15 protein-coding genes and 3 pseudogenes are annotated in these 22,025 nt (G+C 61.7%); 10 read left to right on the plus strand and 8 right to left on the minus strand.

What is annotated here, in order from left to right; genetic code table 11:
- Positions 1 to 77: 77 nt before the first annotated feature.
- A complete protein-coding gene (locus tag PSH91_RS25695; protein ID WP_305466934.1) occupies positions 78 to 992 on the plus strand; it encodes an SdiA-regulated domain-containing protein in 915 nt (304 codons plus the stop codon).
- 143 nt (positions 993 to 1,135) lie between these two features.
- On the opposite strand, the gene rpiA is transcribed toward PSH91_RS25695, so the two are convergent.
- Positions 1,136 to 1,810 carry a ribose-5-phosphate isomerase RpiA gene (rpiA, locus tag PSH91_RS25700; protein ID WP_047226818.1) on the minus strand — a complete coding sequence of 225 codons (675 nt, stop codon included), beginning with the start codon at positions 1,808 to 1,810 and terminating at the stop codon, positions 1,136 to 1,138.
- A 137-nt stretch (positions 1,811 to 1,947) separates the two neighbouring features.
- Here rpiA and ilvA point away from each other — a divergent pair.
- Positions 1,948 to 3,468 (plus strand): annotated as a pseudogene (ilvA, locus tag PSH91_RS25705) (threonine ammonia-lyase, biosynthetic).
- A gap of 42 nt (positions 3,469 to 3,510) precedes the next feature.
- Positions 3,511 to 3,936: a DUF2269 domain-containing protein gene (locus PSH91_RS25710; RefSeq protein ID WP_076383263.1), complete on the plus strand. Its 426-nt coding sequence runs from the start codon at positions 3,511 to 3,513 to the stop codon at positions 3,934 to 3,936.
- Positions 3,937 to 4,039: 103 nt separating this feature from the next.
- Here the strand turns inward: PSH91_RS25710 and PSH91_RS25715 are convergent, their stop codons facing one another.
- Positions 4,040 to 4,696 (minus strand): HAD family phosphatase, encoded by a 657-nt coding sequence (locus PSH91_RS25715; protein WP_288911605.1) that lies wholly within the window; start codon positions 4,694 to 4,696, stop codon positions 4,040 to 4,042.
- Between the two features lie 143 nt (positions 4,697 to 4,839).
- Here PSH91_RS25715 and PSH91_RS25720 point away from each other — a divergent pair, with 143 nt between their 5' ends.
- Complete coding sequence (locus PSH91_RS25720) at positions 4,840 to 5,319, plus strand: RNA pyrophosphohydrolase (protein ID WP_003186867.1); 480 nt, start codon at positions 4,840 to 4,842, stop codon at positions 5,317 to 5,319.
- A 22-nt stretch (positions 5,320 to 5,341) separates the two neighbouring features.
- Positions 5,342 to 7,623 (plus strand): annotated as a pseudogene (gene ptsP, locus PSH91_RS25725) (phosphoenolpyruvate--protein phosphotransferase).
- A 132-nt stretch (positions 7,624 to 7,755) separates the two neighbouring features.
- Here the strand turns inward: ptsP and PSH91_RS25730 are convergent.
- Positions 7,756 to 8,505: pseudogene (locus PSH91_RS25730) on the minus strand (NRDE family protein).
- A gap of 152 nt (positions 8,506 to 8,657) precedes the next feature.
- Between PSH91_RS25730 and PSH91_RS25735 the strand changes: the two are divergent.
- The 3 genes from PSH91_RS25735 to PSH91_RS25745 all read left to right on the plus strand — a co-directional run bounded on the left by PSH91_RS25735 (position 8,658) and on the right by PSH91_RS25745 (position 11,338).
- Positions 8,658 to 9,440 (plus strand): sulfite exporter TauE/SafE family protein, encoded by a 783-nt coding sequence (locus tag PSH91_RS25735; protein ID WP_047226812.1) that lies wholly within the window; start codon positions 8,658 to 8,660, stop codon positions 9,438 to 9,440.
- Positions 9,441 to 9,508: 68 nt separating this feature from the next.
- A complete protein-coding gene (gene lgt, locus PSH91_RS25740) occupies positions 9,509 to 10,318 on the plus strand; it encodes a prolipoprotein diacylglyceryl transferase (RefSeq protein ID WP_305466935.1) in 810 nt (269 codons plus the stop codon).
- A 48-nt stretch (positions 10,319 to 10,366) separates the two neighbouring features.
- Positions 10,367 to 11,338, plus strand: a complete 972-nt coding sequence (locus PSH91_RS25745; RefSeq protein WP_047226810.1) for a thymidylate synthase — start codon at positions 10,367 to 10,369, stop codon at positions 11,336 to 11,338.
- Positions 11,339 to 11,482: 144 nt separating this feature from the next.
- Here the strand turns inward: PSH91_RS25745 and cadR are convergent, their stop codons facing one another.
- Entirely contained in the window at positions 11,483 to 11,929 is a 447-nt protein-coding gene (gene cadR / locus PSH91_RS25750; protein ID WP_305466936.1) for a Cd(II)/Pb(II)-responsive transcriptional regulator, read from the minus strand.
- Between the two features lie 86 nt (positions 11,930 to 12,015).
- Between cadR and PSH91_RS25755 the strand changes: the two genes are divergently transcribed.
- Positions 12,016 to 14,235, plus strand: coding sequence for a heavy metal translocating P-type ATPase (locus PSH91_RS25755; protein WP_076383257.1), 2,220 nt, complete (start codon positions 12,016 to 12,018; stop codon positions 14,233 to 14,235).
- A 144-nt stretch (positions 14,236 to 14,379) separates the two neighbouring features.
- On the opposite strand, the gene PSH91_RS25760 is transcribed toward PSH91_RS25755, so the two are convergent.
- From PSH91_RS25760 to PSH91_RS25770, 3 genes are read right to left on the minus strand one after another with little or no spacing between them, the layout of a single operon-like run.
- Positions 14,380 to 17,427: an efflux RND transporter permease subunit gene (locus PSH91_RS25760; protein WP_160894070.1), complete on the minus strand. Its 3,048-nt coding sequence runs from the start codon at positions 17,425 to 17,427 to the stop codon at positions 14,380 to 14,382.
- Positions 17,424 to 18,488: an efflux RND transporter periplasmic adaptor subunit gene (locus tag PSH91_RS25765; protein WP_107323104.1), complete on the minus strand. Its 1,065-nt coding sequence runs from the start codon at positions 18,486 to 18,488 to the stop codon at positions 17,424 to 17,426. The genes PSH91_RS25760 and PSH91_RS25765 overlap by 4 nt, the downstream gene beginning before the upstream one ends.
- Positions 18,485 to 19,588, minus strand: a complete 1,104-nt coding sequence (locus PSH91_RS25770) for an efflux RND transporter periplasmic adaptor subunit (protein WP_047226805.1) — start codon at positions 19,586 to 19,588, stop codon at positions 18,485 to 18,487. The genes PSH91_RS25765 and PSH91_RS25770 overlap by 4 nt, the downstream gene beginning before the upstream one ends.
- Positions 19,589 to 19,730: 142 nt before the next feature.
- On the opposite strand from PSH91_RS25770, the gene PSH91_RS25775 reads away from it, so the two are divergent.
- Positions 19,731 to 20,891 carry an AAA family ATPase gene (locus PSH91_RS25775; protein ID WP_047226804.1) on the plus strand — a complete coding sequence of 387 codons (1,161 nt, stop codon included), beginning with the start codon at positions 19,731 to 19,733 and terminating at the stop codon, positions 20,889 to 20,891.
- 329 nt (positions 20,892 to 21,220) lie between these two features.
- Here PSH91_RS25775 and PSH91_RS25780 read toward each other — a convergent pair whose 3' ends face one another.
- Positions 21,221 to 22,003, minus strand: coding sequence for a MetQ/NlpA family ABC transporter substrate-binding protein (locus PSH91_RS25780; protein ID WP_047226803.1), 783 nt, complete (start codon positions 22,001 to 22,003; stop codon positions 21,221 to 21,223).
- Positions 22,004 to 22,025 lie beyond the last annotated feature (22 nt).

Here is a 22,025-nt window from a genome sequence, read left to right on the forward strand (position 1 = left end):
GTGGCATCCGGCCATTAAGCTTCAGTTCAGGCAGCCGTGGTATTTCCAACCACCTGTTCTCATCCGAGCCCACCCACATGCGTCGACTTGCCCGCCCGAAGCCCTTGATCCTGCTGCTGATAATGACCGTATTGATCGCTTTGATCGCAGCAGCTCAATACCTGCGCCTGTTCGAGCGCGCCTGGTTCAACCTCAACGCCCTCTGGCAGCCCCCCAGCGAACAGGCCATTGCCCTGGACCACTATCGGGTGACGGTCGAGGCGCGGGTGATTGAAGGCCTGGACAATGACGTTTCGGCGCTGACATACGATCCGATCCGCAAGAGCCTCTTTACCGTTACCAACAAGAATGCCGAACTGATCGAGCTGTCATTGGACGGCAAGATTCTTAGGCGCATCGCCCTGATTGGCTTCGGCGACCCGGAGGCGGTGGAGTTCATCAGCGAGGACATTTACGTCATCACCGACGAGCGTCAGCAGCGGCTGATCAAGATTCACTTGGACGACGATACCCAATTCCTCGACGGCGCCGACGCAGAGCAAATGACGCTTGGCCTGCACCTGAACGGTAACAAAGGGTTTGAAGGGTTGGCCTACGACTCAGTGGGCAAACGGTTGTTCGTGGCCAAGGAGCGCGATCCGATGCTGATTTATGAAGTGCGGGGCTTTCCCCATCACAAACCGGACAAATCCTACGCTGTCCATGTAATCAACAACCCCAAGCGCGATGCCGGACTGTTCGTACGCGATCTTTCTAGCCTGCAATACGACGAGCGCAGCGGCCATTTACTGGCGCTGTCCGATGAGTCGCGATTGATTATCGAGCTGGACATCGACGGCCGCCCGTTGAGCACGCTGTCGTTGAGCAAGGGCCGTCAAGGGCTGCAAAAAACCGTCCCTCAGGCCGAGGGCGTTGCCATGGACGATGATGGCAACTTGTATGTGGTGAGCGAACCGAACCTGTTCTACGTCTTCAAGAAACCGCAGCCTTGATCCCCAAAAAACCTGATGTGGGAGCGAGCCTGCTCGCGATGGCGGTGCGTCAGCCAACATGGATGTGTCGGGTAGACCGCTATCGCGAGCAGGCTCGCTCCCACAGGGACTGAATCACTGAAAGAGCAGGTTATCTGGCCGGCTTACTCAGCCCGCAGGGTCTTCACCCCTTCAGGCGTCCCCAGCAACAAAACATCCGCCGGGCGAGCCGCGAACAAGCCATTGGTGACCACACCGACGATGGCGTTGATCTGGCTTTCCAGTTCCACCGGGTTGGTGATCTGCAGGTTATGGACATCCAGGATGATGTTGCCGTTATCGGTCAGCACGCCTTCGCGGTACACCGGGTCACCGCCCAGTTTCACCAGTTGGCGGGCCACATGGCTGCGGGCCATCGGAATGACTTCCACCGGCAGCGGGAACGCGCCGAGGACTGGCACCAGTTTGCTGGCGTCGGCGATGCAGATGAAGGTCTTGGCCACGGCCGCGACAATCTTCTCGCGGGTCAGGGCCGCGCCGCCGCCCTTGATCAGGTTCAGGTGCGCGTCGCTTTCATCGGCGCCGTCGATATAGAACTCCAGGTCGCTCACGGTATTGAGCTCATAGACCGGAATCCCGTGGCCCTTCAGGCGCGCGGCGGTGGCTTCGGAGCTGGCGACCGCGCCGTCGAACGCACCTTTGTGCTGCGCCAGTGCGTCGATGAAGCAATTGGCCGTCGAGCCGGTGCCGACCCCAACGATGCTCTTGTCATCCAGTTTCGGGAGGATGAGGTCGACAGCGGCCTGGGCCACGGCCTGTTTGAGTTGATCCTGGGTCATGCGGGCTCCGAAAGCGGACGGGGAGTAAAGAGGGACGCGAGTATAACCCAACAAAACCTTGGGATTCGTGTGGTCGCCCAGCCAAAAGCCGGGTTAGACTCCTTGGCCCTGCCCAACCCGCTCAGTGATGCTTTCCGATGCTTGAACAGTACGTCAAAAAGATCCTCACCTCGCGCGTTTACGACGTTGCCGTGGAAACCCCATTGCAGACTGCCCGCCAGCTCTCCGAGCGGCTGGGCAACAACATCTGGCTCAAGCGCGAAGACTTGCAGCCGGTGTTCTCGTTCAAGATTCGCGGCGCCTACAACAAGCTGACCCAGCTCAGCGACGAAGAGCGCGCACGCGGCGTGGTCACGGCTTCGGCGGGCAACCACGCCCAGGGCCTGGCCCTGGCGGCCAAGGTGCTGGGCGTCAAAGCCACCATCGTGATGCCCAAGACCACTCCGGAAATCAAAGTCGAAGGCGTACGTTCCCGAGGCGGCAAAGTGGTGTTGCACGTGATTCGTTCCCCGAAGCCCTGGCCTATTCGCTGAAACTGGTCGACGAAAAGGGCTACGTCTACATTCACCCCTATGACGATCCCCACACACATTGCCGGGCAGGGCACGGTGGCGATGGAGATCCTGCGCGCCAACATCCGGGGCGTCTGGATGCGATTTTCGTCCCGGTGGGCGGCGGCGGGCTGATCGCCGGATCGCGATCGCGGCCTACGTGAAATACCTGCGGCCTGACATCAAGGTGATCGGCTCGAGCCGGACGATTCCAATTGCCTGCAAGCCGCCCTGGCTGCTGGCGAGCGAGTGGTGCTGCCGACCGTGGGGCTCTTTGCCGACGGCGTTGCCGTGGCGCAGATCGGCCAGCACACGTTCGACATCTGCAAGCACTACGTGGATGAAGTCATCACCGTCAGTACCGACGAGATCTGTGCGGCCATCAAGGATATCTACGACGATACCCGCTCGATCACCGAACCTGCCGGCGCCTTGGGCGTGGCCGGGATCAAGAAGTATGTGGAATCGCGCGGCGTCAGCGGGCAGACCCTGGTGGCCATCGACTCCGGCGCCAACGTCAATTTCGACCGTCTGCGTCACGTGGCCGAGCGTGCCGAGCTGGGCGAAGGCCGCGAGGCGATCATCGCAGTGACCATTCCCGAGAAGCCAGGCAGCTTCAAGGCCTTCTGCGAAGCCGTCGGCAAGCGCCAGATCACCGAATTCAACTATCGCTACAACACGGGCAGCGAAGCGCACATCTTCGTGGGCGTGCAGACGCACCCGGAAAACGACCCGCGCAGCGCGCTGATCGCCAGCCTGACCGAGCAAGGCTTCCCGGTGGTGGACCTGACCGACAACGAACTGGCCAAACTGCACATTCGCCACATGGTGGGCGGGCATGCGGCCCACGTCATCGACGAGGTCGTGCTGCGCTTCGAATTCCCGGAACGTCCGGGGGCGCTGTTCAACTTCCTCAACAAGCTGGGCGGACGCTGGAATATCTCGATGTTCCACTACCGCAACCATGGTGCGGCGGATGGTCGTGTGGTTGCGGGCCTGCAAGTACCGCACGATGAACGTCATCTGGTACCGGCAGCCCTGGAAGAAATCGGCTATCCGTACTGGGATGAAAGCGATAACCCGGCGTATCAGCTGTTCCTGGGCTAAAGCAGAGCTAGACTGCCCGGCAAGACTCAAGGAAATCCAACGATGGAAACGTTAACCGCGCTGAAGATCGCCCATGTCGTCGCCACAGTATTGCTCTTGGCGGGCGCCTTGGGGCTGGCCATCTGGGTCTGGAGGACGCGCCGCAACGGCGATGCCACGGCGGCCGCGCGCACATTGCAACGCCCGCGGGTGTTTGTCTGGCTGGTGATGGCCCTGGCGCTGGTGAGCTTGCCATTCACGGGGTGGTGGATGGTGCATCAGATCGGCTGGCCACTGGGGCAGACCTGGTTGCTGGCTTCCAGTGTGCTCTACACCGTGGCGGCGCTGGCGGGGTTCTGGCTGTTGGTGCGGTTGAACAAACTGCGCAAGGCGCCGGGAGGGAGCGGGAAGTTTACCTTTGCCTTGGCGCTGTTCAGTTTTGTCTGCTTTGTCGCCATTGCGGGGTTGATGGGGGCCAAGCCGGTTTAAGGCTTGGGCCGCGGCGCTTTCATCGCGAGCAAGCTCGCTCCCACAGGGAATTTGTGTGGATCACGCAACCTCTGTGGGAGCGAGCTTGCTCGCGATGACGATTTCAGCCACGCAACGAAATCACCGGCCAACCCCGCTTCTGGGCTTCGGCCCTGAGGTTCGGGTCCGGATCCACGGCCACCGGATGGGTCACCACTTCCAGCAGCGACAGGTCATTCATCGAGTCGCTATAAAAGTAACTGCCGTCCAGCGAATACCCGGTCTCCTCCAGCCAACGATTGAGCCGCATCACCTTGCCCTCACGAAAACACGGAATGTCGGTACTGCGCCCGCTGTAGCGCCCGTCGATCATTTCGCACTCGGTGGCGATCAGGGTTTCGACTCCCAGGCGCTCGGCGATCGGTCCGGTGACGAAGCGATTGGTGGCGGTGATGATCACCAGCTTGTCGCCGGCCTCACGGTGTTTACTCAACAGCTCGATCGCCTGGGGCAACACAATCGGTTCGATGCAGTCGCGCATGTAGTCCAGATGCCACTGTGCCAGCACCTCCATCTCCGTGCGGCCAAGGATTTCCAGGCAAAAATTCAGGTACTCGGCGTTGTCGAGCTTGCCGGCCAGGTAATCCTGATAGAACTCGTCATTGCGCGCCTTGTACGTAACGGCGTCGAGGAAACCGCGCTCACACAGGTAATCGCCCCAGGCGTGGTCACTGTCGCCGCCCAGCAAGGTGTTGTCCAAGTCGAATAAAGCCAGCCGCATTGCAGTTACTCGCTGAAGAATCTGAAGAAAGGCGTCCAGAATACGGACTTTTCACAAGAGTGCACATAAGGTAGGAAGGCTCGTTGCTGCTTTCACAACCTTTGTGGAACAATGCGGCGACATGCGTTTGCGAGGTTGTTGCCGTGATCGATCCCGATGGTTTCCGACCCAATGTGGGGATCATTCTTACGAATGATGCAGGGCAGGTGCTATGGGCTCGCCGTATCAATCAAGACGCCTGGCAGTTTCCCCAGGGTGGGATCAACCCTCAGGAGACGCCCGAAGAGGCCTTGTACCGCGAGTTGAACGAAGAAGTGGGGCTTGAGCGAGAAGATGTCGAAATACTCGCCTGCACCCGGGGCTGGTTGCGCTATCGTTTGCCGCAACGCCTGGTCAGAACGCATAGCCAACCGCTGTGCATCGGCCAGAAGCAGAAATGGTTTCTCCTGCGCCTGATCTCCAACGAGCAGCGGGTGCGGATGGATTTGACCGGTAAACCGGAGTTCGATGGCTGGCGCTGGGTCAGCTATTGGTATCCGTTGGGCCAGGTGGTGACATTCAAGCGCGAGGTATACCGACGCGCCCTCAAAGAGCTTGCCCCGCGCCTGCTGACGCGCGACTGACGACGGAGTTCGACCCCGAGCCATGCTCAATACGCTGCGCAAGATCGTCCAGGAAGTTAACTCCGCCAAGGATCTCAAGGCGGCGTTGGGGATTATTGTATTGCGCGTCAAAGAGGCCATGGGCAGCCAAGTCTGCTCGGTCTATCTGCTGGACCCCGAGACCAACCGTTTTGTGCTGATGGCCACCGAGGGCTTGAACAAGCGCTCGATCGGCAAGGTCAGCATGGCGCCCAATGAAGGTCTGGTCGGCTTGGTCGGCACGCGCGAAGAACCGCTGAACCTCGAAAATGCCGCGGATCACCCGCGCTATCGTTATTTTGCCGAGACCGGCGAAGAACGCTACGCCTCGTTCCTCGGGGCGCCGATCATCCACCACCGCCGTGTCGTCGGCGTGTTGGTCATCCAGCAGAAGGAGCGTCGCCAGTTCGACGAAGGTGAAGAAGCCTTCCTCGTGACCATGAGCGCGCAATTGGCCGGGGTTATCGCCCACGCCGAAGCCACCGGGTCGATCAGCGGCCTGGGCCGCCAGGGCAAGGGCATCCAGGAAGCCAAGTTCGTCGGCGTGCCAGGTTCACCCCGGCGCGGCAGTGGGTACGGCGGTGGTCATGTTGCCGCCCGCCGACCTCGACGTAGTGCCGGACAAGACCATCGTCGACATCCCCGCCGAATTGGGCCTGTTCAAGACGGCCATCGAGGGCGTACGGGCCGACATGCGCGCCCTGTCGGCGAAACTGGCGACGCAGCTGCGCCCCGAAGAGCGCGCGCTGTTCGACGTTTACCTGATGATGCTCGACGACGCCTCCCTGGGCAGCGAGGTCACCACAGTCATCAAGACCGGCCAGTGGGCCCAGGGTGCGTTGCGCCAGGTGGTGACCGACCACGTCAAACCGTTTCGAACTGATGGACGACGCCTACCTGCGCGAGCGTGCCTCCGACGTCAAGGACCTCGGCCGCCGGCTGCTGGCCTACTTGCAACAGGAACGCCAGCAGACCCTGGTCTATCCCGATAACACCATCCTGATCAGCGAAGAACTGACCCCGGCCATGCTCGGCGAGGTGCCTGAAGGCAAGCTCGCGGGGCTGGTCTCGGTATTGGGTTCGGGCAACTCCCACGTCGCGATCCTGGCCCGCGCCATGGGCATTCCGACGGTCATGGGCGTGGTGGACCTACCGTATTCAAAGGTCGACGGCATCCAGATGATCGTCGATGGCTACCACGGCGAGGTCTACACCAACCCCACCGAATTGCTGCGCAAGCAGTTTGCCGATGTGGTGGAGGAAGAAAAGCAACTGTCCCTGGGCCTGGATGCGCTGCGGGACCTGCCTTGCGTGACGCTCGACGGCCACCGCATGCCGCTGTGGGTCAACACCGGCCTGCTGGCCGACGTGGCCCGGGCGCAGAAACGCGGCGCCGAGGGTGTGGGCCTGTACCGCACCGAAGTGCCCTTCATGATCAACCAGCGCTTCCCCAGCGAAAAGGAACAGCTGGCGATCTATCGCGAACAGTTGGCCGCTTTCCATCCGCAACCGGTGACCATGCGCAGCCTGGACATCGGCGGGGACAAATCCCTGTCCTACTTCCCCATCAAGGAAGACAACCCCTTCCTTGGCTGGCGCGGGATACGCGTGACGCTCGACCATCCGGAAATCTTCCTGGTCCAGGCCCGCGCCATGCTCAAGGCCAGCGAGGGTCTGAACAACCTGCGCATCCTGTTGCCGATGATTTCCGGCACCCATGAGCTGGAAGAAGCCTTGCACCTGATCCACCGGGCGTGGGGCGAAGTGCGCGATGAAGGCACCGACGTGCCGATGCCGCCGGTGGGGGTGATGATCGAGATTCCGGCGGCGGTGTACCAGACCAAGGAACTGGCGCGCCAGGTTGACTTCCTGTCGGTCGGCTCCAACGACCTGACCCAGTATTTGCTGGCCGTGGACCGCAACAACCCGCGGGTCGCCGACCTGTACGACTATCTGCACCCAGCGGTGCTGCAAGCCCTGCAGAATGTGGTCCGCGACGCCCATGCCGAAGGCAAGCCAGTGAGCATCTGCGGTGAAATGGCCGGGGACCCGGCGGCGGCGGTGCTGCTGATGGCGATGGGCTTTGACAGCCTGTCGATGAACGCCACCAACCTGCCGAAAGTGAAATGGATGCTGCGTCAGATCAACCTCAGCAAGGCCCAGGAACTGCTGGCCGAAGTGATGACGATCGATAATCCGCAGGTGATCCACAGCTCCTTGCAACTGGCGCTGAAGAACCTTGGGTTGGCGCGGATGATCAATCCGGCTTCGAACAAGACGCTCTGAATCTTTAGCGACCTCATCGCGAGCAGGCTCGCTCCCACAGGGGATCTCGGTTGTTCACAACGTTTGTGTTCACTGAAGATCTACTGTGGGAGCGAGCCTGCTCGCGATGGGGCCAGAAATGACAGCACAAAATCAAACCTTAAACTCCACCTCCCCCAAATGCCCCCCCAAGCGGCCCATAACTGCGCTCGACCAGATGCCGCGTCCCATCGGCATGGACAATCAGCGCCGTACTCGCTCGCGTCCCGTAAGCAGGGCTGGCGATGAACACACTCGACAACAGTGTCTCGGTCGCCAGCCCTACGCCGGTGTCCGGCAGTTCGGCTACCGGGGCCGGCTGCGGGTCGTTCAGCAGCGCCAACAAGGCCTGGGGCTGCGGGTCGTCCAGTACCTCGACCAGCGCCGCCCGGGCCTTGAGCAGCTTGGGCCATGGCGTGTTCAGCCCGGCGTTCGACAAACCGTAGACACCCTCGGCCAGTCGCTGTGGCCGGGCATCGCGGGCATTGTGGTGCCACAGTTCGGTGCCATCGCCCAACAGCAAGTTGAACCCGCCGTACTCACCGGCACGGGGCACCACTTCGCTCAAATATAATCGGCAATTGAAAGATTTCCGCTCAAAAATCGCGCCACCAGTTCACCACGGGACTTGAAGCCGGGCGGCTGGGCCGGGTCGCGAATGTTGGTCAGGGCAGCGAAGCGGCCATCGGCGCCGACGCCAAGCCAGGTCCCCCCGGCTTCCAGATCGCGGCCGGCATGGACATCAGGGGCGTCAGGCCATTGCCCCAGGGGCAAGGTCGGGCGCGCGTAGAACTCATCGCGGTTGGCCGCCACGATCAGCGGCCGGGCGTGGCCGGGGCGCCAGGCAAATACGATCAGGCACATCAGATAGTCCCATTAAAAATAAAGCCGAGCACAGCTGTTGTGGGTTTCACTCTACCCAGACATCGCCCCGGCATCCATCGCCTTGAGTGGAGCCCAAGGCCATGGATCCGTTACCATGCCGCTCTTGTTTCTAGGATGGGCGAGGGACGCTGGTGGAATTTGTGCTCTATCTGCTGCTCGGCGCCTGTGCCGGCGTGCTGGCCGGACTGTTCGGCGTGGGTGGCGGGATCATCATCGTCCCGGTGCTGGTATTCAGTTTTACCTTGCAGGGCTTCGACCCACTGGTGTTGACGCACCTGGCGGTCGGCACGTCCCTGGCATCGATCATCTTCACTTCGGTCAATGCCGTGCGCGAGCATCAGCGCAAAGGCGCGGTGCGCTGGCCGATTTTTGCCTGGATGACCGTTGGAATCCTGATCGGTGCCGGTTTCGGAGCCGTCACTGCCGAAGCGATTTCCGGTCCGAACCTGCAAAAAATCATCGGCGTGTTCGCCCTGATTGTCGCCGTACAACTGGGCCTGGACTTGAGGCCCAAGGCCAGCCGCACAGTTCCGGGCAAGGTCGGGTTGACGGTGGCGGGGACGGTGATCGGCTGGGCCTCGGCGATTTTCGGCATCGGCGGCGGCTCGCTGACCGTGCCGTTCCTGACCTGGCGCAGCGTGCCGATGCAACAGGCGGTGGCGACGTCATCGGCCTGCGGTTTGCCGATTGCCCTGGTCAGTGCATTAAGTTTCATGATTCTGGGCTGGCAAGAGCCGCGGCTGCCGGCTCATAGTCTCGGTTTTGTTTATTTGCCGGCGCTACTGGGCATTGCCCTGACGAGCATGGTCTTCGCCCGCTTCGGCGCGCGACTGGCCCATCGCCTGTCACCGCGCTTGCTCAAACGGCTGTTCGCCGCTTTGCTGTTCAGCGTGGGCTTGAGTTTTCTGCTCTGACGCAATCCTGGCTTAATCCCGAGGTGGCAGCGTCGCCCGGATATTTTTGACGTTTACGAGGAATATCAATGCTGCCTTACCCGCAGATCGATCCGGTGGCCCTGGCCATCGGCCCGCTGAAAATCCACTGGTACGGCCTGATGTACCTGATCGGCATCGGCGGCGCCTGGCTGCTGGCGTCGCGCCGGCTCAACCGCTTCGATCCAACCTGGAACAAGGAAAAGCTCTCGGACCTGGTGTTCTGGCTATCCATGGGCGTGATCGTTGGCGGACGCCTGGGTTACGTCTTGTTCTACGACCTGAGCGCGTACCTGGCCAATCCGACGCTGATCTTCGAAGTCTGGAAGGGCGGCATGTCGTTCCACGGCGGGTTCATCGGCGTGATGCTGGCAGCGCTGTGGTTCGGTAAACGCAACAACAAGTCGTTTTTCGAGCTGATGGACTTCGTCGCGCCAATGGTGCCGATTGGCCTGGGGGCCGGGCGCATCGGCAACTTCATCAACGCCGAATTGTGGGGCAAGGCCACCGACGTGCCATGGGCGATGGTCTTCCCGCCGTTCAGCGACCCGGCGCAGCTGCCCCGTCATCCTTCGCAGCTGTACCAGTTCGCGCTCGAAGGCGTGGCACTGTTTGCCATCCTGTGGCTGTTCTCGCGCAATCCACGGCCGACCATGGCCGTGTCGGGCATGTTCGCGCTGTTCTACGGGATCTTCCGTTTCATCGTTGAATTCGTCCGCGTACCAGACGCCCAACTCGGCTATCTGGCGTGGAACTGGCTGACCATGGGCCAGTTGCTGTGCCTGCCAATGATCATTGGTGGCCTGGCGCTGATCTGGCTGGCCTATCATCGTGCGCCGGCTGCGGCGGCCAAGATTTAAATTCGAACCCCGGGGCGCTGGCCCCGGGTTCAAGGACACAGGTAACCCATGAAGCAATATCTCGATCTGGTGGCCCACGTCATCAAGAACGGCACCAAGCAAGCCAACCGCACGGGTGTAAACACCATCAGCTTTCCCGGCGCCATGTTGCGCTATGACCTGAAGGACGGATTCCCGGCCATCACCACGCGCAAAATGGCCTTCAAGTCAGCCATCGGTGAGATGTGCGGTTTCCTCCGTGGGGTCAACAACGCCGCCGAATTCCGTGCCCTGGGCTGCAAGGTCTGGGATCAGAACGCCAACGAAAACGCCCAATGGCTGGCCAACCCGTTTCGCCAGGGCGAAGACGACCTGGGTGAGATCTATGGTGTGCAATGGCGCAAGTGGCCAGCCTACAAGCAGATCCCGTTGAGCAACCCGGCCGCCATCGAACAGACCCTGGCCCAGGGTTACCGGCAGATCGCCGAAGGCGAAGAAAACGGTCAGGCCTACGTGGTGCTGTACAAAGCCATCGATCAGGTGCGCCAGTGCGTCGACACCATCATCAAGGACCCGGGCAGCCGGCGGATCCTGTTCCACGGCTGGAACTGCGCCCAGCTCGATGAAATGGCCCTGCCGCCCTGCCATTTGCTCTACCAGTTCCACCCGAATGTCGAGACCAAGGAAATCTCCCTGACCCTCTACATCCGTTCCAACGACCTGGGCCTGGGCACGCCGTTCAACCTCACCGAAGGCGCCGCGCTGCTGAGCCTGATCGGTCGCCTGACCGGCTACACGCCACGCTGGTTCACCTATTTCATCGGCGACGCCCACGTCTACGAAAACCACCTGGACATGCTCAACGAGCAGCTCAAGCGCGAGCCGTTCCCGATGCCCAAACTGGTGATTTCCGAGCGCGTGCCGGAGTTCGCCAAGACCGGTGTGTACCAGCCTGAGTGGCTGGAGCTAGTAGAGCCGAGCGACTTCTCCCTCGAGGGCTACCAGCACCACGCGCCGATGACGGCGCCGATGGCGGTCTAAACCACACCACCTCTCCCCCTGTGGGAGCGAGCCTGCTCGCGATGAGGCCATTACATTCAACATAGATGTTGACTGTTAAGCCGCTATCGCGAGCAAGCTCGCTCCCACACAGAGCTCAGTGTGTTGGAGATTGACGGCAAGGACTCAATGCCCATGACTCCTGCCCACATGTGAATGCTCCACCTCCGGCGCCACCGCGCCACTCACTTCCAGCCGCTGCAAAATCCCGCATTGATCCAGGTCCGGCCCTTCGCCACAACGATGGCGCAGGTCGATCAGTTGTGCCTGCAAGGCCAGCAGACCGTCGATGCGCGCCTTGACGTGGTGGATGTGTTCGTCGATCAGCGCGTTGACGTTTTCGCACTGGTCCTGAGGGCTGTCGCGCAGGGCCAGGAGGCTGCGGATTTCTTCCAGGGTCATGTCCAGGGTGCGGCAGTTGCGGATGAACGTCAGCCGCTCGGCATGAGCCTGGGTGTAGACCCGATAATTACCATCGCTGCGGGCCGGCTCCGGCAGCAAGCCTTCGCGCTCGTAGTAGCGAATGGTTTCGACCTGGCAGTCGGTGATTTTTGCCAGTTCGCCGATCTTCATGGCGTTACCTCCAAAACAGGTGCTTGACCCTATAGTGGCTACAGGGTCTTTACTGTGCAACAGGCACTTTTCACGGACGTAACCCGATGAGCGATTCCATTCATACCCACAAGCCCGACCACGGCCATGACCACGGGCATTCCTGCTGCTCAGCCAAAGCGGCACCGTCGGTGGTCAAGCTCGGCAAGGCCCCGACGGACGGCGCTCGGCTGAGCAGTTTTCGCATCCAGGCCATGGACTGCCCCACCGAACAGACGCTGATCCAGAACAAGCTCGGCAAACTTGCAGGCGTGCAACAACTGGAATTCAACCTGATCAATCGCGTGCTGGGCGTGACTCACGACTTGCCCAACGACTCGCCGATCATTGATGCGATCCAGTCCCTGGGCATGCAGGCCGAGCCGTTGGCCCCGGGCCAGGAAAAAGAAACCAGCGAATTGCCCGCCCCGGCCAAGCCCTGGTGGCCGCTGGCGCTGTCGGGTGTCACCGCACTGGGTGCCGAGGTGATCCACTTCACCAGCGCCGCGCCGGAGTGGGTGGTCGCGCTAATGGCGTTGGTGTCGATCCTCAGCGGCGGTCTCGGTACCTACAAGAAGGGCTGGATCGCTCTGAAAAACCGCAACCTGAACATCAATGCACTGATGAGCATCGCGGTGACCGGTGCGGTGCTGATCGGCCAATGGCCGGAAGCGGCGATGGTGATGTTCCTGTTCACGGTGGCTGAATTGATCGAGGCCAAGTCCCTGGACCGGGCGCGCAACGCCATCAGCGGCCTGATGCAGATGGCCCCGGAACAGGCCACCGTGCAACAGGCCGATGGCACCTGGCAGGTGCAAGCGGTCAAGGCCATCAACCTCGGTGCACGGGTGCGGGTTCGTCCAGGCGAACGGGTGGGTCTGGATGGGGACATCGTCGCCGGTCGCTCTACCATCGATCAGGCGCCCATTACCGGCGAGAGCCTGCCGGTGGAAAAAACCGTGGGCGACAAGGTTTTCGCCGGCACCATCAACCAGGCCGGTGAACTGGAGTACACCGTGACCGCCGCAGCCGACCACTCCACCCTGGCGCGAATCATCCACGCCGTGGAGCAGGCCCAGGGCTCCCGCGCTCCGACCCAGCGCTTCGTCGATCAGTTCTCGAAAATCTACACCCCGGCGGTGTTCGCCCTGGCGTTGGCCGTGGCGGTGATCCCGCCGCTGTTCATGGGGGCGATCTGGTTCGACTGGATCTACCGGGCGCTGGTGTTACTGGTGGTGGCCTGTCCGTGTGCGCTGGTGATTTCCACCCCGGTGACCATTGTCAGCGGCCTCGCCGCAGCGGCGCGCAAAGGCATTCTGATCAAGGGCGGCGTGTATCTGGAGGGCGGCCACAAGCTCGACTATCTGGCCCTGGACAAGACCGGCACGATCACCCATGGCAAGCCGGTGCAGACCGACTACGTTCCACTCGACCCGACAGTGGAAGCGACGGCACCCGCTTTGGCCGCCAGTCTTGCCGCCCGTTCCGACCATCCGGTCTCCCACGCAATCGCCAACGCAGCTGTGGATAAACAGCAGGCGCCGCACGCTGTGGATAACTTTGCAGCGCTGCCGGGACGCGGGGTGCGCGGCGATATCAACGGCCAGACCTATCATTTGGGCAATCACCGTCTGGTGGAAGACCTGGGCCTGTGCTCTGCCGAGCTGGAAGAGAAGCTCTTCGCCCTGGAAAAACAAGGCAAGTCCGTGGTGCTGTTGCTCGACCACTCAGGCCCCTTGGCGCTGTTTGCCGTCGCCGACACGGTGAAGGACTCCAGCCGCGAAGCCATCCAGCAGTTGCATGAGCTGGGCATCAAGACCCTGATGCTCACCGGCGACAACGCTCATACCGCCGAGGCGATTGCCGCACAGGTGGGCATGGATCAGGCGCGAGGCGATCTGTTGCCAGGCGACAAACTGCAAGCCATCGAGGATCTGTATGCCTTGGGTCACCGGGTCGGCATGGTGGGCGACGGCATCAACGACGCCCCTGCCCTGGCGCGCTCGGAGATCGGCTTCGCCATGGCGGCGGCGGGCACCGACACCGCCATTGAGACCGCCGATGTCGCCCTGATGGACGATGACTTGCGCAAGATCCCGGCGTTCATCCGCCTGTCGCGGCAGACTTCGAGCATCCTGAAACAGAACATCGCTTTGGCGCTGGTCATCAAGGCGATCTTTCTGGGATTCACCTTTGCCGGGTTTGCCACCATGTGGATGGCGGTGTTTGCCGACATGGGGGTGAGTTTGCTGGTGGTGTTCAATGGGTTGCGGTTGTTGCGTAAATAGAGGTGATGAGGCACCCGCATCGCGAGCAGGCTCGCTCCCACAGTAGATCTCAGCGGCCACACGTGGTGTACAACCGAGATCCAATGTGGGAGCGAGCCTGCTCGCGATGGGGCTGCACCGCAGCCCCAATGATTCAACGCCTGTTCAGTCGCGCTTGGGCTCGCGAATCTTGTACCAGGCCACATACAGCGCCGGCAGGAACAACAACGTCAGCAGGGTGGCGATGATGATCCCGCCGATCATCGCGTAGGCCATCGGCCCCCAGAACACTTCCCGGGCAATCGGGATCATCCCCAGGCTCGCGGCGGCCGCGGTGAGCAGAATCGGCCGACGCCGATGTTCGGTGGCTTGCACCACCGCATCCCAGGGCTCGTACCCGTCACGTTCATACTCATCGATCTGGGTCACCAGGATCACCGAGTTGCGGATGATGATGCCGATCAGTGCCAGTATCCCGAGGATCGCCACAAAACCCATGGGCGTGCCCGTCGGCACCAGCGCCAGCACCACGCCGATCAACCCAAGGGGCGCGACGCTGGCCACCAGGAACATCTTCTGCACACTGTGCAGCTGGATCATCAGGAAGGTCGCCATCAAAAACAGCATCAGCGGCACGACGCTGGCGATCGGCCCTTGGGCTTTGCTGCTTTCTTCCACCGTCCCCCCGGTGGCGACCTTGTAGCCCGCCGGCAGACCGGCAGCGAATTGATCGATGGCCGGTTGCAGTTGCTTCACCAGATCGGTGGGCTGGATTTCATCGCGCACCGCGGCCTTGATGGTAATGGTGGGCTTGCGGTCGCGACGCCACACCAGGGGTTGTTCCAGTTCATAGCGCACTGTGGCGAACGCCAGCAGCGGAATGGAGGTGCCGCTCGGCGTGACGATCTGCAAGTTCTGCAGGGTCTGCGGCGAACCGCGCTCGGCGTCTTCGGCACGACCGACCACGTTGATCAGGTATATGTCGTCATTGACCTGGGTCACCGGCGAACCGCTGACGATACTGTTCATCAGCCTGGCCACGTCCTCCGAAGACAAGCCCAGTTGCCGCGCCCGGTCTTGGGCAATGTCGATACGCAGCACCTTGCCCGGCTCGTTCCAGTCATAAATGATTTCGCCAATGTGGGTGTTCTTGTCCAGTTCGCTGGCAAGTTCGATGGCGTGCTTGCGCACCTGGTCGATGTCCTTGCCGCTGACCCGGTACTGGATCGGCCGCCCCACCGGCGGGCCCATTTCCAGGGCCTGCACGTAGCTGCCAATGCCGACGAAGTCCTCGCGCAGACGCTTTTGCAGGCGTTCGGTGAGGGCCGTGCGCGATTCCAGGCCTTTGCTGACGATCACCAGTTGCGCGTAGTACGGATTCTGCAACTGCTGGTCCAGCGGCAGGTAGAAACGAATCGCGCCCTCACCGATGTAGGTGCTCCAGCGCTCGATGTCCGGGTCGCCCTTGAGCGTCGCCTCCAGGCGATCGACCGCCTTGCGGGTCTCGTCCATCGAAGCGTTCTGCGGCAGGTTCAAGTCCACCAGAATTTCCGGGCGGTCCGAAGACGGGAAGAACTGGTTCTGCACAAAACGCATGCAAAACACCGACAACGCAAACAGCAGCACGGTGATGCCAATGGCCCACCAGCGATTGCGCATCGCCCACAGCAAGCCGCCATTGAAAGCCCGGCCGATCCGTCCTGGCTCGTTGCTGTGGGGTTTCACATGGGTACTGAGGATGTGCACGCCGATCACCGGGGCGAACAGCACCGCGACGATCCACGACACCAGCATCGCCACGGCAATGACTGCAAACAGGGTAAAGGTGTACTCGCCGGCGGAGCTGGCGTTCAGGCCGATGGGCACGAACCCGGCCACGGTCACCAGGGTCCCGGTGAGCATCGGGAAGGCCGTTGAGGTGTAGGCGAAGGTCGCGGCCTGCTCCTTGGTTTCACCTTTCTCCAGGCGCGTGACCATCATTTCCACGGTGATCATCGCGTCGTCCACCAGCAGACCGAGGGCGATGATCAGCGCACCGAGGGAAATCCGCTGCATGGTGATGCCGCTGTATTCCATGAACACAAAGACCATCGCCAATACCAGCGGAATCGAGCAGGCCACCACCAGCCCGGCTCGTAAGCCAAGGCTGATAAAGCTGACCACCAGCACGATAATCACCGCCTCGAACAACGCGCTGGTGAAACCGCCGACCGCTTCCTCCACCACTTCGGCCTGGTCCGACACGGTATGCACGTCGACGCCCACTGGCAGATCGGCGGTCAGTTCGTTCATGCGCGCGTGCAGTGCCTTGCCGAATTCCTGGATGTTGCCGCCCTTCTTCATCGCAATGGCCAGGCCAATGGCCGGCGTGCCATTGAAGCGAAACATTGGGGTCGCGGGGTCGACATAACCGCGACTGATGTCAGCGATGTCGGCCAGGCGATAAAAACGATCATTGAGCCGCAGATTGACGTTGGCCAGGTCCTTTTCCGACTGGAACTGCCCGGAAGTGCGTACGGAAATCCGCTCCGGCCCGGCGTCGATCACCCCGGCGGGAGTCACAGCGTTCTGGGATTGCAGGCTCTGCACCACCTGGCGCTGATCAATACCCAGCGCGGCGAGCTTGCGGGTCGAAAAATTCAGGTACAGGACTTCATCCTGCTCGCCCACCATCTCGACCTTGCCCAGGCCCGGTACCTCACGGATTTCGGCGCGCACTTGCTCCACATAATCGCGCAACTGACGCATCGAAAGCCCGTCGCCGGTGAAGGCATAGACCGACCCGTACACATCGCCGAATTCGTCGTTGAATCCCGGGCCCTGCAGGCCCTGGGGGAAGTCACCACGGATGTCGTCGATCTTCTTGCGAACCTGATACCAGATCCCGGGGATTTCCTCGGCGTCGGTGGTATCGCGCAGGTACACGAACACCGTCGACTCCCCTGGTCGGGTATAGCTTTTGACATAGTCGAGAGAGTCAAGCTCTTCGAGTTTTTTCTCGATGCGGTCGGTGACCTGCTTGAGGGTTTCCTCCTGGGTCGCGCCAGGCCAACGAGTCTGGATGACCATGGTCTTGATGGTGAACGAGGGGTCTTCTTCGCGCCCCAGGTTCATGTAGGAAAACACCCCCATCAACAGGGCGACGAACATTAAGTACCAAACAAACGACTGATGCCGCAGGGCCCATTCGGATAAGTTGAAAGGCCCTTTCATCGTGCGTCCTCGTCGAGTTTCACTTTCTGCCCCGGCTGGAGGCTGTTCACACCGGCGCTGACCACACGGTCGCCGGGCTTGATGCCATTGGCCACCAGCACCGAGTCGGTGGAGCGGCTGAGAATCCTCACCTCTCGGGGGGAAACGGTCTGACTCTGCGGATCGACAAGCCAGATCCGCGTTGTGCCATCAACCTCTTGCAAGGCACTGAGCGGCAGCTCGATGCGCGGCTCGATGGTTGAGCTCAGGGTCACGCTGATGGCCGTGCCCAGGCGAAAGCCTGGCGGTGTATCGCCCAGGGTCAGCCGTGCGCGGCGCGTGCGGGTGGCGCTTTGGGCCTGGGGTTCGATCTCGCGCACGGTGGCGGTCGTGCGGATGCTCGGGTCCAGTTCCCCGGCAACCTCGAACACGACATCGGCGGGCAGGCGCTCAGCCAGGCCGGCCGGCAGGTCGATCACCGCTTCCTTGATGTCCGGGCGCGCCAGGGTCACCACTTGCTGGCCGGCAGTGACCACCTGCCCGGCCTCGGCATTCCAGGCCGTGACGACGGCATCGTGGTCGGTGTGCAACTGGCTGTAGTTGAGTTGGTCGCGAGCCTGCTCCACCGATGCACGGGCCTGTTCCAGGGAAGCCGCGGTGGTTTTCAGATCGGTCTGGGCAATGTCCAGTTGCGCCTGCGCGCCGACACCACGGTCGAACAACTGCTGCTGGCGACGGGCATTAGCCTGGGCATTGATGTACTGCGCCTCGATCCGTGCCAGGTCGCCCTGGGCGGCGCGCAACTGGTTCTGTTGATCGGTGGGGTCGAGGGTAGCGAGCAAATCACCCTTCTTCACTTCGGCGCCGACATCGACGTTGCGGCTGGCGATCCGTCCCGGCACGCGGAACCCCACATTGGTCTCGTAACGGGCCTGGATGCTGCCCGCGAAGCGCCCAAGGGCTTGCTGGTCGAGCGCGCGAACCTCGATGGACAACACCGGGCGCACCGGCTCAGGTGGCGGCTCTTCCTTCGAGCACGCCGCCAGCAACAGGCCAGCCGAGACCATCCATAAACGCTTCATGGCTGGACTCCCGTCGGGGATTTCTCATGGGTATTTTCAGCGATCTCTACGCGCACGCCGGGATGCAGCAATTGCCCACCCGCGGTGACCACGGTCTCACCCCCCTTGAGCCCGTCGCTGATGATGACCTTTCCGGTGAGATACCGGCCGACGGTGACATTGTGCAACTGCGCCTTGCCTGCATCGTCCACCAGCCACACCGCCGGATCGTGAAGGTTCTTGGTCAGCGCCGACCAGGGCAGTTCCACGGCGGTCTTGCCGGCAGACTTGGCGGTGGCACTGACCACCGAACCCAGGCGCATGCCTTCGGGTAACTCACTGAGCGTCACCTTGACCTGCACGGTGCCGGTTTCAGCGGAAACCGCCGGGGTGATCTCGCGCACCGTACCGGTGGTCTTGATGGCCGGGTTGTCCAGCAGGCTGATGACGATGGCGGGATCCGAGGGCGGTTCGCGCAACAGTGATTCGTAGATATTGAACACGGCGTCGCGCTCTCCGTCCTGGGCCAGGCTGAAGATCGGCTCCGTGGCCTGTACCACCTGGCCGACCTCCGCCTGCCGTGCCGTGATGATGCCCGGAGCCTCGGCGATCAGCGCGGTATAGCTCAGTTGTTCGCGGGCGTTGGCCAACTGGGCCTGGGCAGCGGTCAGCGCACTCTGGCTGCTGCGCAGTTGCGCCTGGGCCGTGTCATATTCGCTCTGGCTGGTATAACCCTTGGGCAAGAGTTTTTGCTGGCGCACGAACGCCGCCGCACTCTGCTTGACCCGCGCCTGTTCGGCAGCCACCTGAGCCTGGGCGGAGTCGACACGAGTCTGCAGATCCTGGGGGTCGAGCCGGGCGAGCACCTGTCGGGCCGAAACCCGATCACCGACATCCACCTTGCGCTCGACGATCTTGCCGGCCACGCGGAACGACAGATCGGTCTGCACCCGAGCCTGGACGTCACCGGTGAGGGTCACCGAGGCGGCATATTCGGTGGGCACGGCCTGTTGCACGAAAACCCTCGGCAGGGCCTTTTCCTCGGTTTTTTCATCACCGCATCCGGCCAACACCACACACAAGCCAAGGCCAACCAGAACTTTACTTCGAGGACCAGCCATGCAGACTCCTTTGCGTTGTACGGACGTACCAGTGACGATACGACTGTGAGCTTAGAACAGGGTTCAACACCTGCCACAGGATCACAATGGATACACCCATCAGGCAGACTAGTGCCTTTGCGGCAGCGGGAAAAATTTGCACATGCTCAAGACACTGGCGGTGGCCAACTACCGCTCGATCAACAAACTGGTGATCCCCCTGGGCCGGCTGAACCTGATCACCGGCCCCAACGGCAGTGGCAAATCCAATCTGTATCGTGCCCTGCGCCTGTTGGCGGAGACCGCCCAGGGTGGCGTGGTCAACGCCCTGGCCCGCGAAGGCGGGCTGGACTCGACCTTCTGGGCCGGGCCGGAAGTGATCAGCCGGCGTATGCGCAACGGCGAGGTGCCCATCGGAGCTACGGTGCGGCTCAGCACGAAACGTCTGCGCCTGGGTTTTGCCGGGGAAGATTTCAGCTATTCGATTTCCCTCGGCCTGCCGGAACCGAGTTTGTCCGCGTTTTCGCTGGACCCTGAAATCAAGCGCGAATGCATCTGGGCCGGCCCGGTGTTTCGTCCCGCCAGCCTGCTGGTGGATCGCAACGGGCCCATGATCCGTGCCCGGGACGGTCGCACCTGGGACGTCCTGGCTCAGTACACGCCCACCTTTGACAGCTTGTTCGACCAGGTCGGCAGCCTGCGCACCTCACCGGAGGTGCTGCAAATGCGCGAGTTCATTCGTCGCTGGCGCTTCTATGACCACTTTCGCAGCGACGCCGACGCCCCGGCGCGCCAGCCGCAACTGGGCACCCGCACGCCGGTGCTGCACCACGACGGGCGTGACCTGGCCGCTGCCCTGCAAACCATTCTTGAGATCGGCGACGATCAAGCCCTGCACTCGTCCATCAGCGACGCATTCCCCGGTGCCCGGCTGCATATCGAGAAACTGCAAGGCGGGCGTTTCGGCATCGAGTTTCATCAGCATGGCTTGCTGCGCCCGCTGTCGGCTGCCGAACTTTCCGACGGGACCCTGCGCTATCTGCTGCTGATAGCCGCACTGCTCACCCCGCGCCCACCCTCGCTGATGGTGCTCAACGAACCGGAAACCAGCCTGCACCCGGACCTGTTGCCGGCCCTGGCGCGGTTGATCATCCGCGCTTCAGCGCACTGTCAGGTCTGGGTGGTCTCCCATGCCCGGCGCTTGATCACCGCCTTGCAGCAGGACAACGACTGCAATTGCATCGTGCTGGAGAAAGATCTGGGCCAGACCGGGATCGTCGGCCAGGGAATACTGGATGCGCCGGCCTGGAGCTGGCCGGATTGATCGACGGTATTTGCAGGGGCCAAGTAAGAAGGCTATTTTTCCACTGGCTGTAGGACGGGTCTATTTCTCGACGGACCTCTCCAAGGAACCGCAGCTTATGGCCAGACTGCCTGGCCCCCATCACAAGGAAGATCACAATGGCTGACGTGAAAGCCCCGCAACACCTCGACCCACGCGACATCGTCAAACTGCTCGTGGCCCTGCGCCGCGCATTGAAAAAACCGCCTGCATAGCTACATCGATCAAGACGGGTTCTGAGCGTCGGCACAAAAAAAACGCCGACGCTGGCAAAGCCGTCGGCGTTGAAACTTAAAATCCTTGCTGTTCGATCAGAACGCCGGCAGTACCGCGCCGCTGTATTTCTTCTCGATAAATGCCTTCACTTCCGGGCTGGTCAGGGCCTTGGCCAGTTTCTGCATGGCCGGGCTGTCCTTGTTGTCCGGGCGGGCCACCAGGAAGTTCACGTAGGGCGAATCCGAACCTTCGATCACCAGCGCATCCTTGGCCGGGTTAAGACCCGCTTCCAGGGCGTAGTTGGTGTTGATCATGTCCAGGTCGACCTGATCCAGCACACGCGGCAGCATGGCCGATTCCAGCTCCTTGAACTGAAAGTTTTTCGGGTTCTTGGCGATGTCCTTGGGCGTGGCCAGGGCGTTTTTCGGGTCCTTGAGCTCGATCAGGCCCGCCTTCTGCAACAGGATCAGGGCACGACCACTGTTGCTGCCTTCGTTGGGGATGGCGATGGTCGCGCCGTCCTTGAGTTCGGCCAGGCTTTTGACTTTCTTCGAGTAACCACCGAACGGTTCCACATGCACGCCGATCACGGTCACCAGATCGGTGCCTTTGCCTTCGTTGAAGCTCTTGAGATACGGCAGGGTCTGGAAGTAGTTGGCGTCCAGGCGCTTCTGATCAACCTGTACGTTGGGTTGAACGTAGTCGGTGAACACCTTGATTTGCAGGTCCACGCCTTCTTTGGCCAGGGCCGGCTTGATCAGCTCAAGGATTTCAGCGTGGGGCACCGGGGTGGCCGCCACGACGAGTTTCTCCGCCGCCTGGGCCAGACCCGAGGTCAGGGCTGCTGCCAACGCGGTGAATAACAGAACCTTTTTCATGCAGTGTCCTTATCGAAGATCA

The organism is Pseudomonas sp. FP1154, assembly GCF_030687245.1.
In the GTDB taxonomy this organism is placed as follows: Bacteria; Pseudomonadota; Gammaproteobacteria; order Pseudomonadales; family Pseudomonadaceae; genus Aquipseudomonas; species Aquipseudomonas rhizophila.

Bases quoted from the DNA above. Each gene is read 5' to 3' on its own strand.
- PSH91_RS25760 (WP_160894070.1), bottom strand. From the start codon at position 17,427: ATGAAAGGGCCTTTCAACTTATCCGAATGGGCCCTGCGGCATCAGTCG.
- PSH91_RS25775 (WP_047226804.1), top strand. From the start codon at position 19,731: ATGCTCAAGACACTGGCGGTGGCCAACTACCGCTCGATCAACAAACTG.
- PSH91_RS25755 (WP_076383257.1), top strand. From the start codon at position 12,016: ATGAGCGATTCCATTCATACCCACAAGCCCGACCACGGCCATGACCAC.
- PSH91_RS25745 (WP_047226810.1), top strand. From the start codon at position 10,367: ATGAAGCAATATCTCGATCTGGTGGCCCACGTCATCAAGAACGGCACC.
- PSH91_RS25715 (WP_288911605.1), bottom strand. From the start codon at position 4,696: ATGCGGCTGGCTTTATTCGACTTGGACAACACCTTGCTGGGCGGCGAC.
- PSH91_RS25765 (WP_107323104.1), bottom strand. From the start codon at position 18,488: ATGAAGCGTTTATGGATGGTCTCGGCTGGCCTGTTGCTGGCGGCGTGC.
- PSH91_RS25770 (WP_047226805.1), bottom strand. From the start codon at position 19,588: ATGGCTGGTCCTCGAAGTAAAGTTCTGGTTGGCCTTGGCTTGTGTGTG.
- lgt (WP_305466935.1), top strand. From the start codon at position 9,509: ATGCTGCCTTACCCGCAGATCGATCCGGTGGCCCTGGCCATCGGCCCG.
- PSH91_RS25780 (WP_047226803.1), bottom strand. From the start codon at position 22,003: ATGAAAAAGGTTCTGTTATTCACCGCGTTGGCAGCAGCCCTGACCTCG.
- rpiA (WP_047226818.1), bottom strand. From the start codon at position 1,810: ATGACCCAGGATCAACTCAAACAGGCCGTGGCCCAGGCCGCTGTCGAC.
- PSH91_RS25710 (WP_076383263.1), top strand. From the start codon at position 3,511: ATGGAAACGTTAACCGCGCTGAAGATCGCCCATGTCGTCGCCACAGTA.
- PSH91_RS25695 (WP_305466934.1), top strand. From the start codon at position 78: ATGCGTCGACTTGCCCGCCCGAAGCCCTTGATCCTGCTGCTGATAATG.
- cadR (WP_305466936.1), bottom strand. From the start codon at position 11,929: ATGAAGATCGGCGAACTGGCAAAAATCACCGACTGCCAGGTCGAAACC.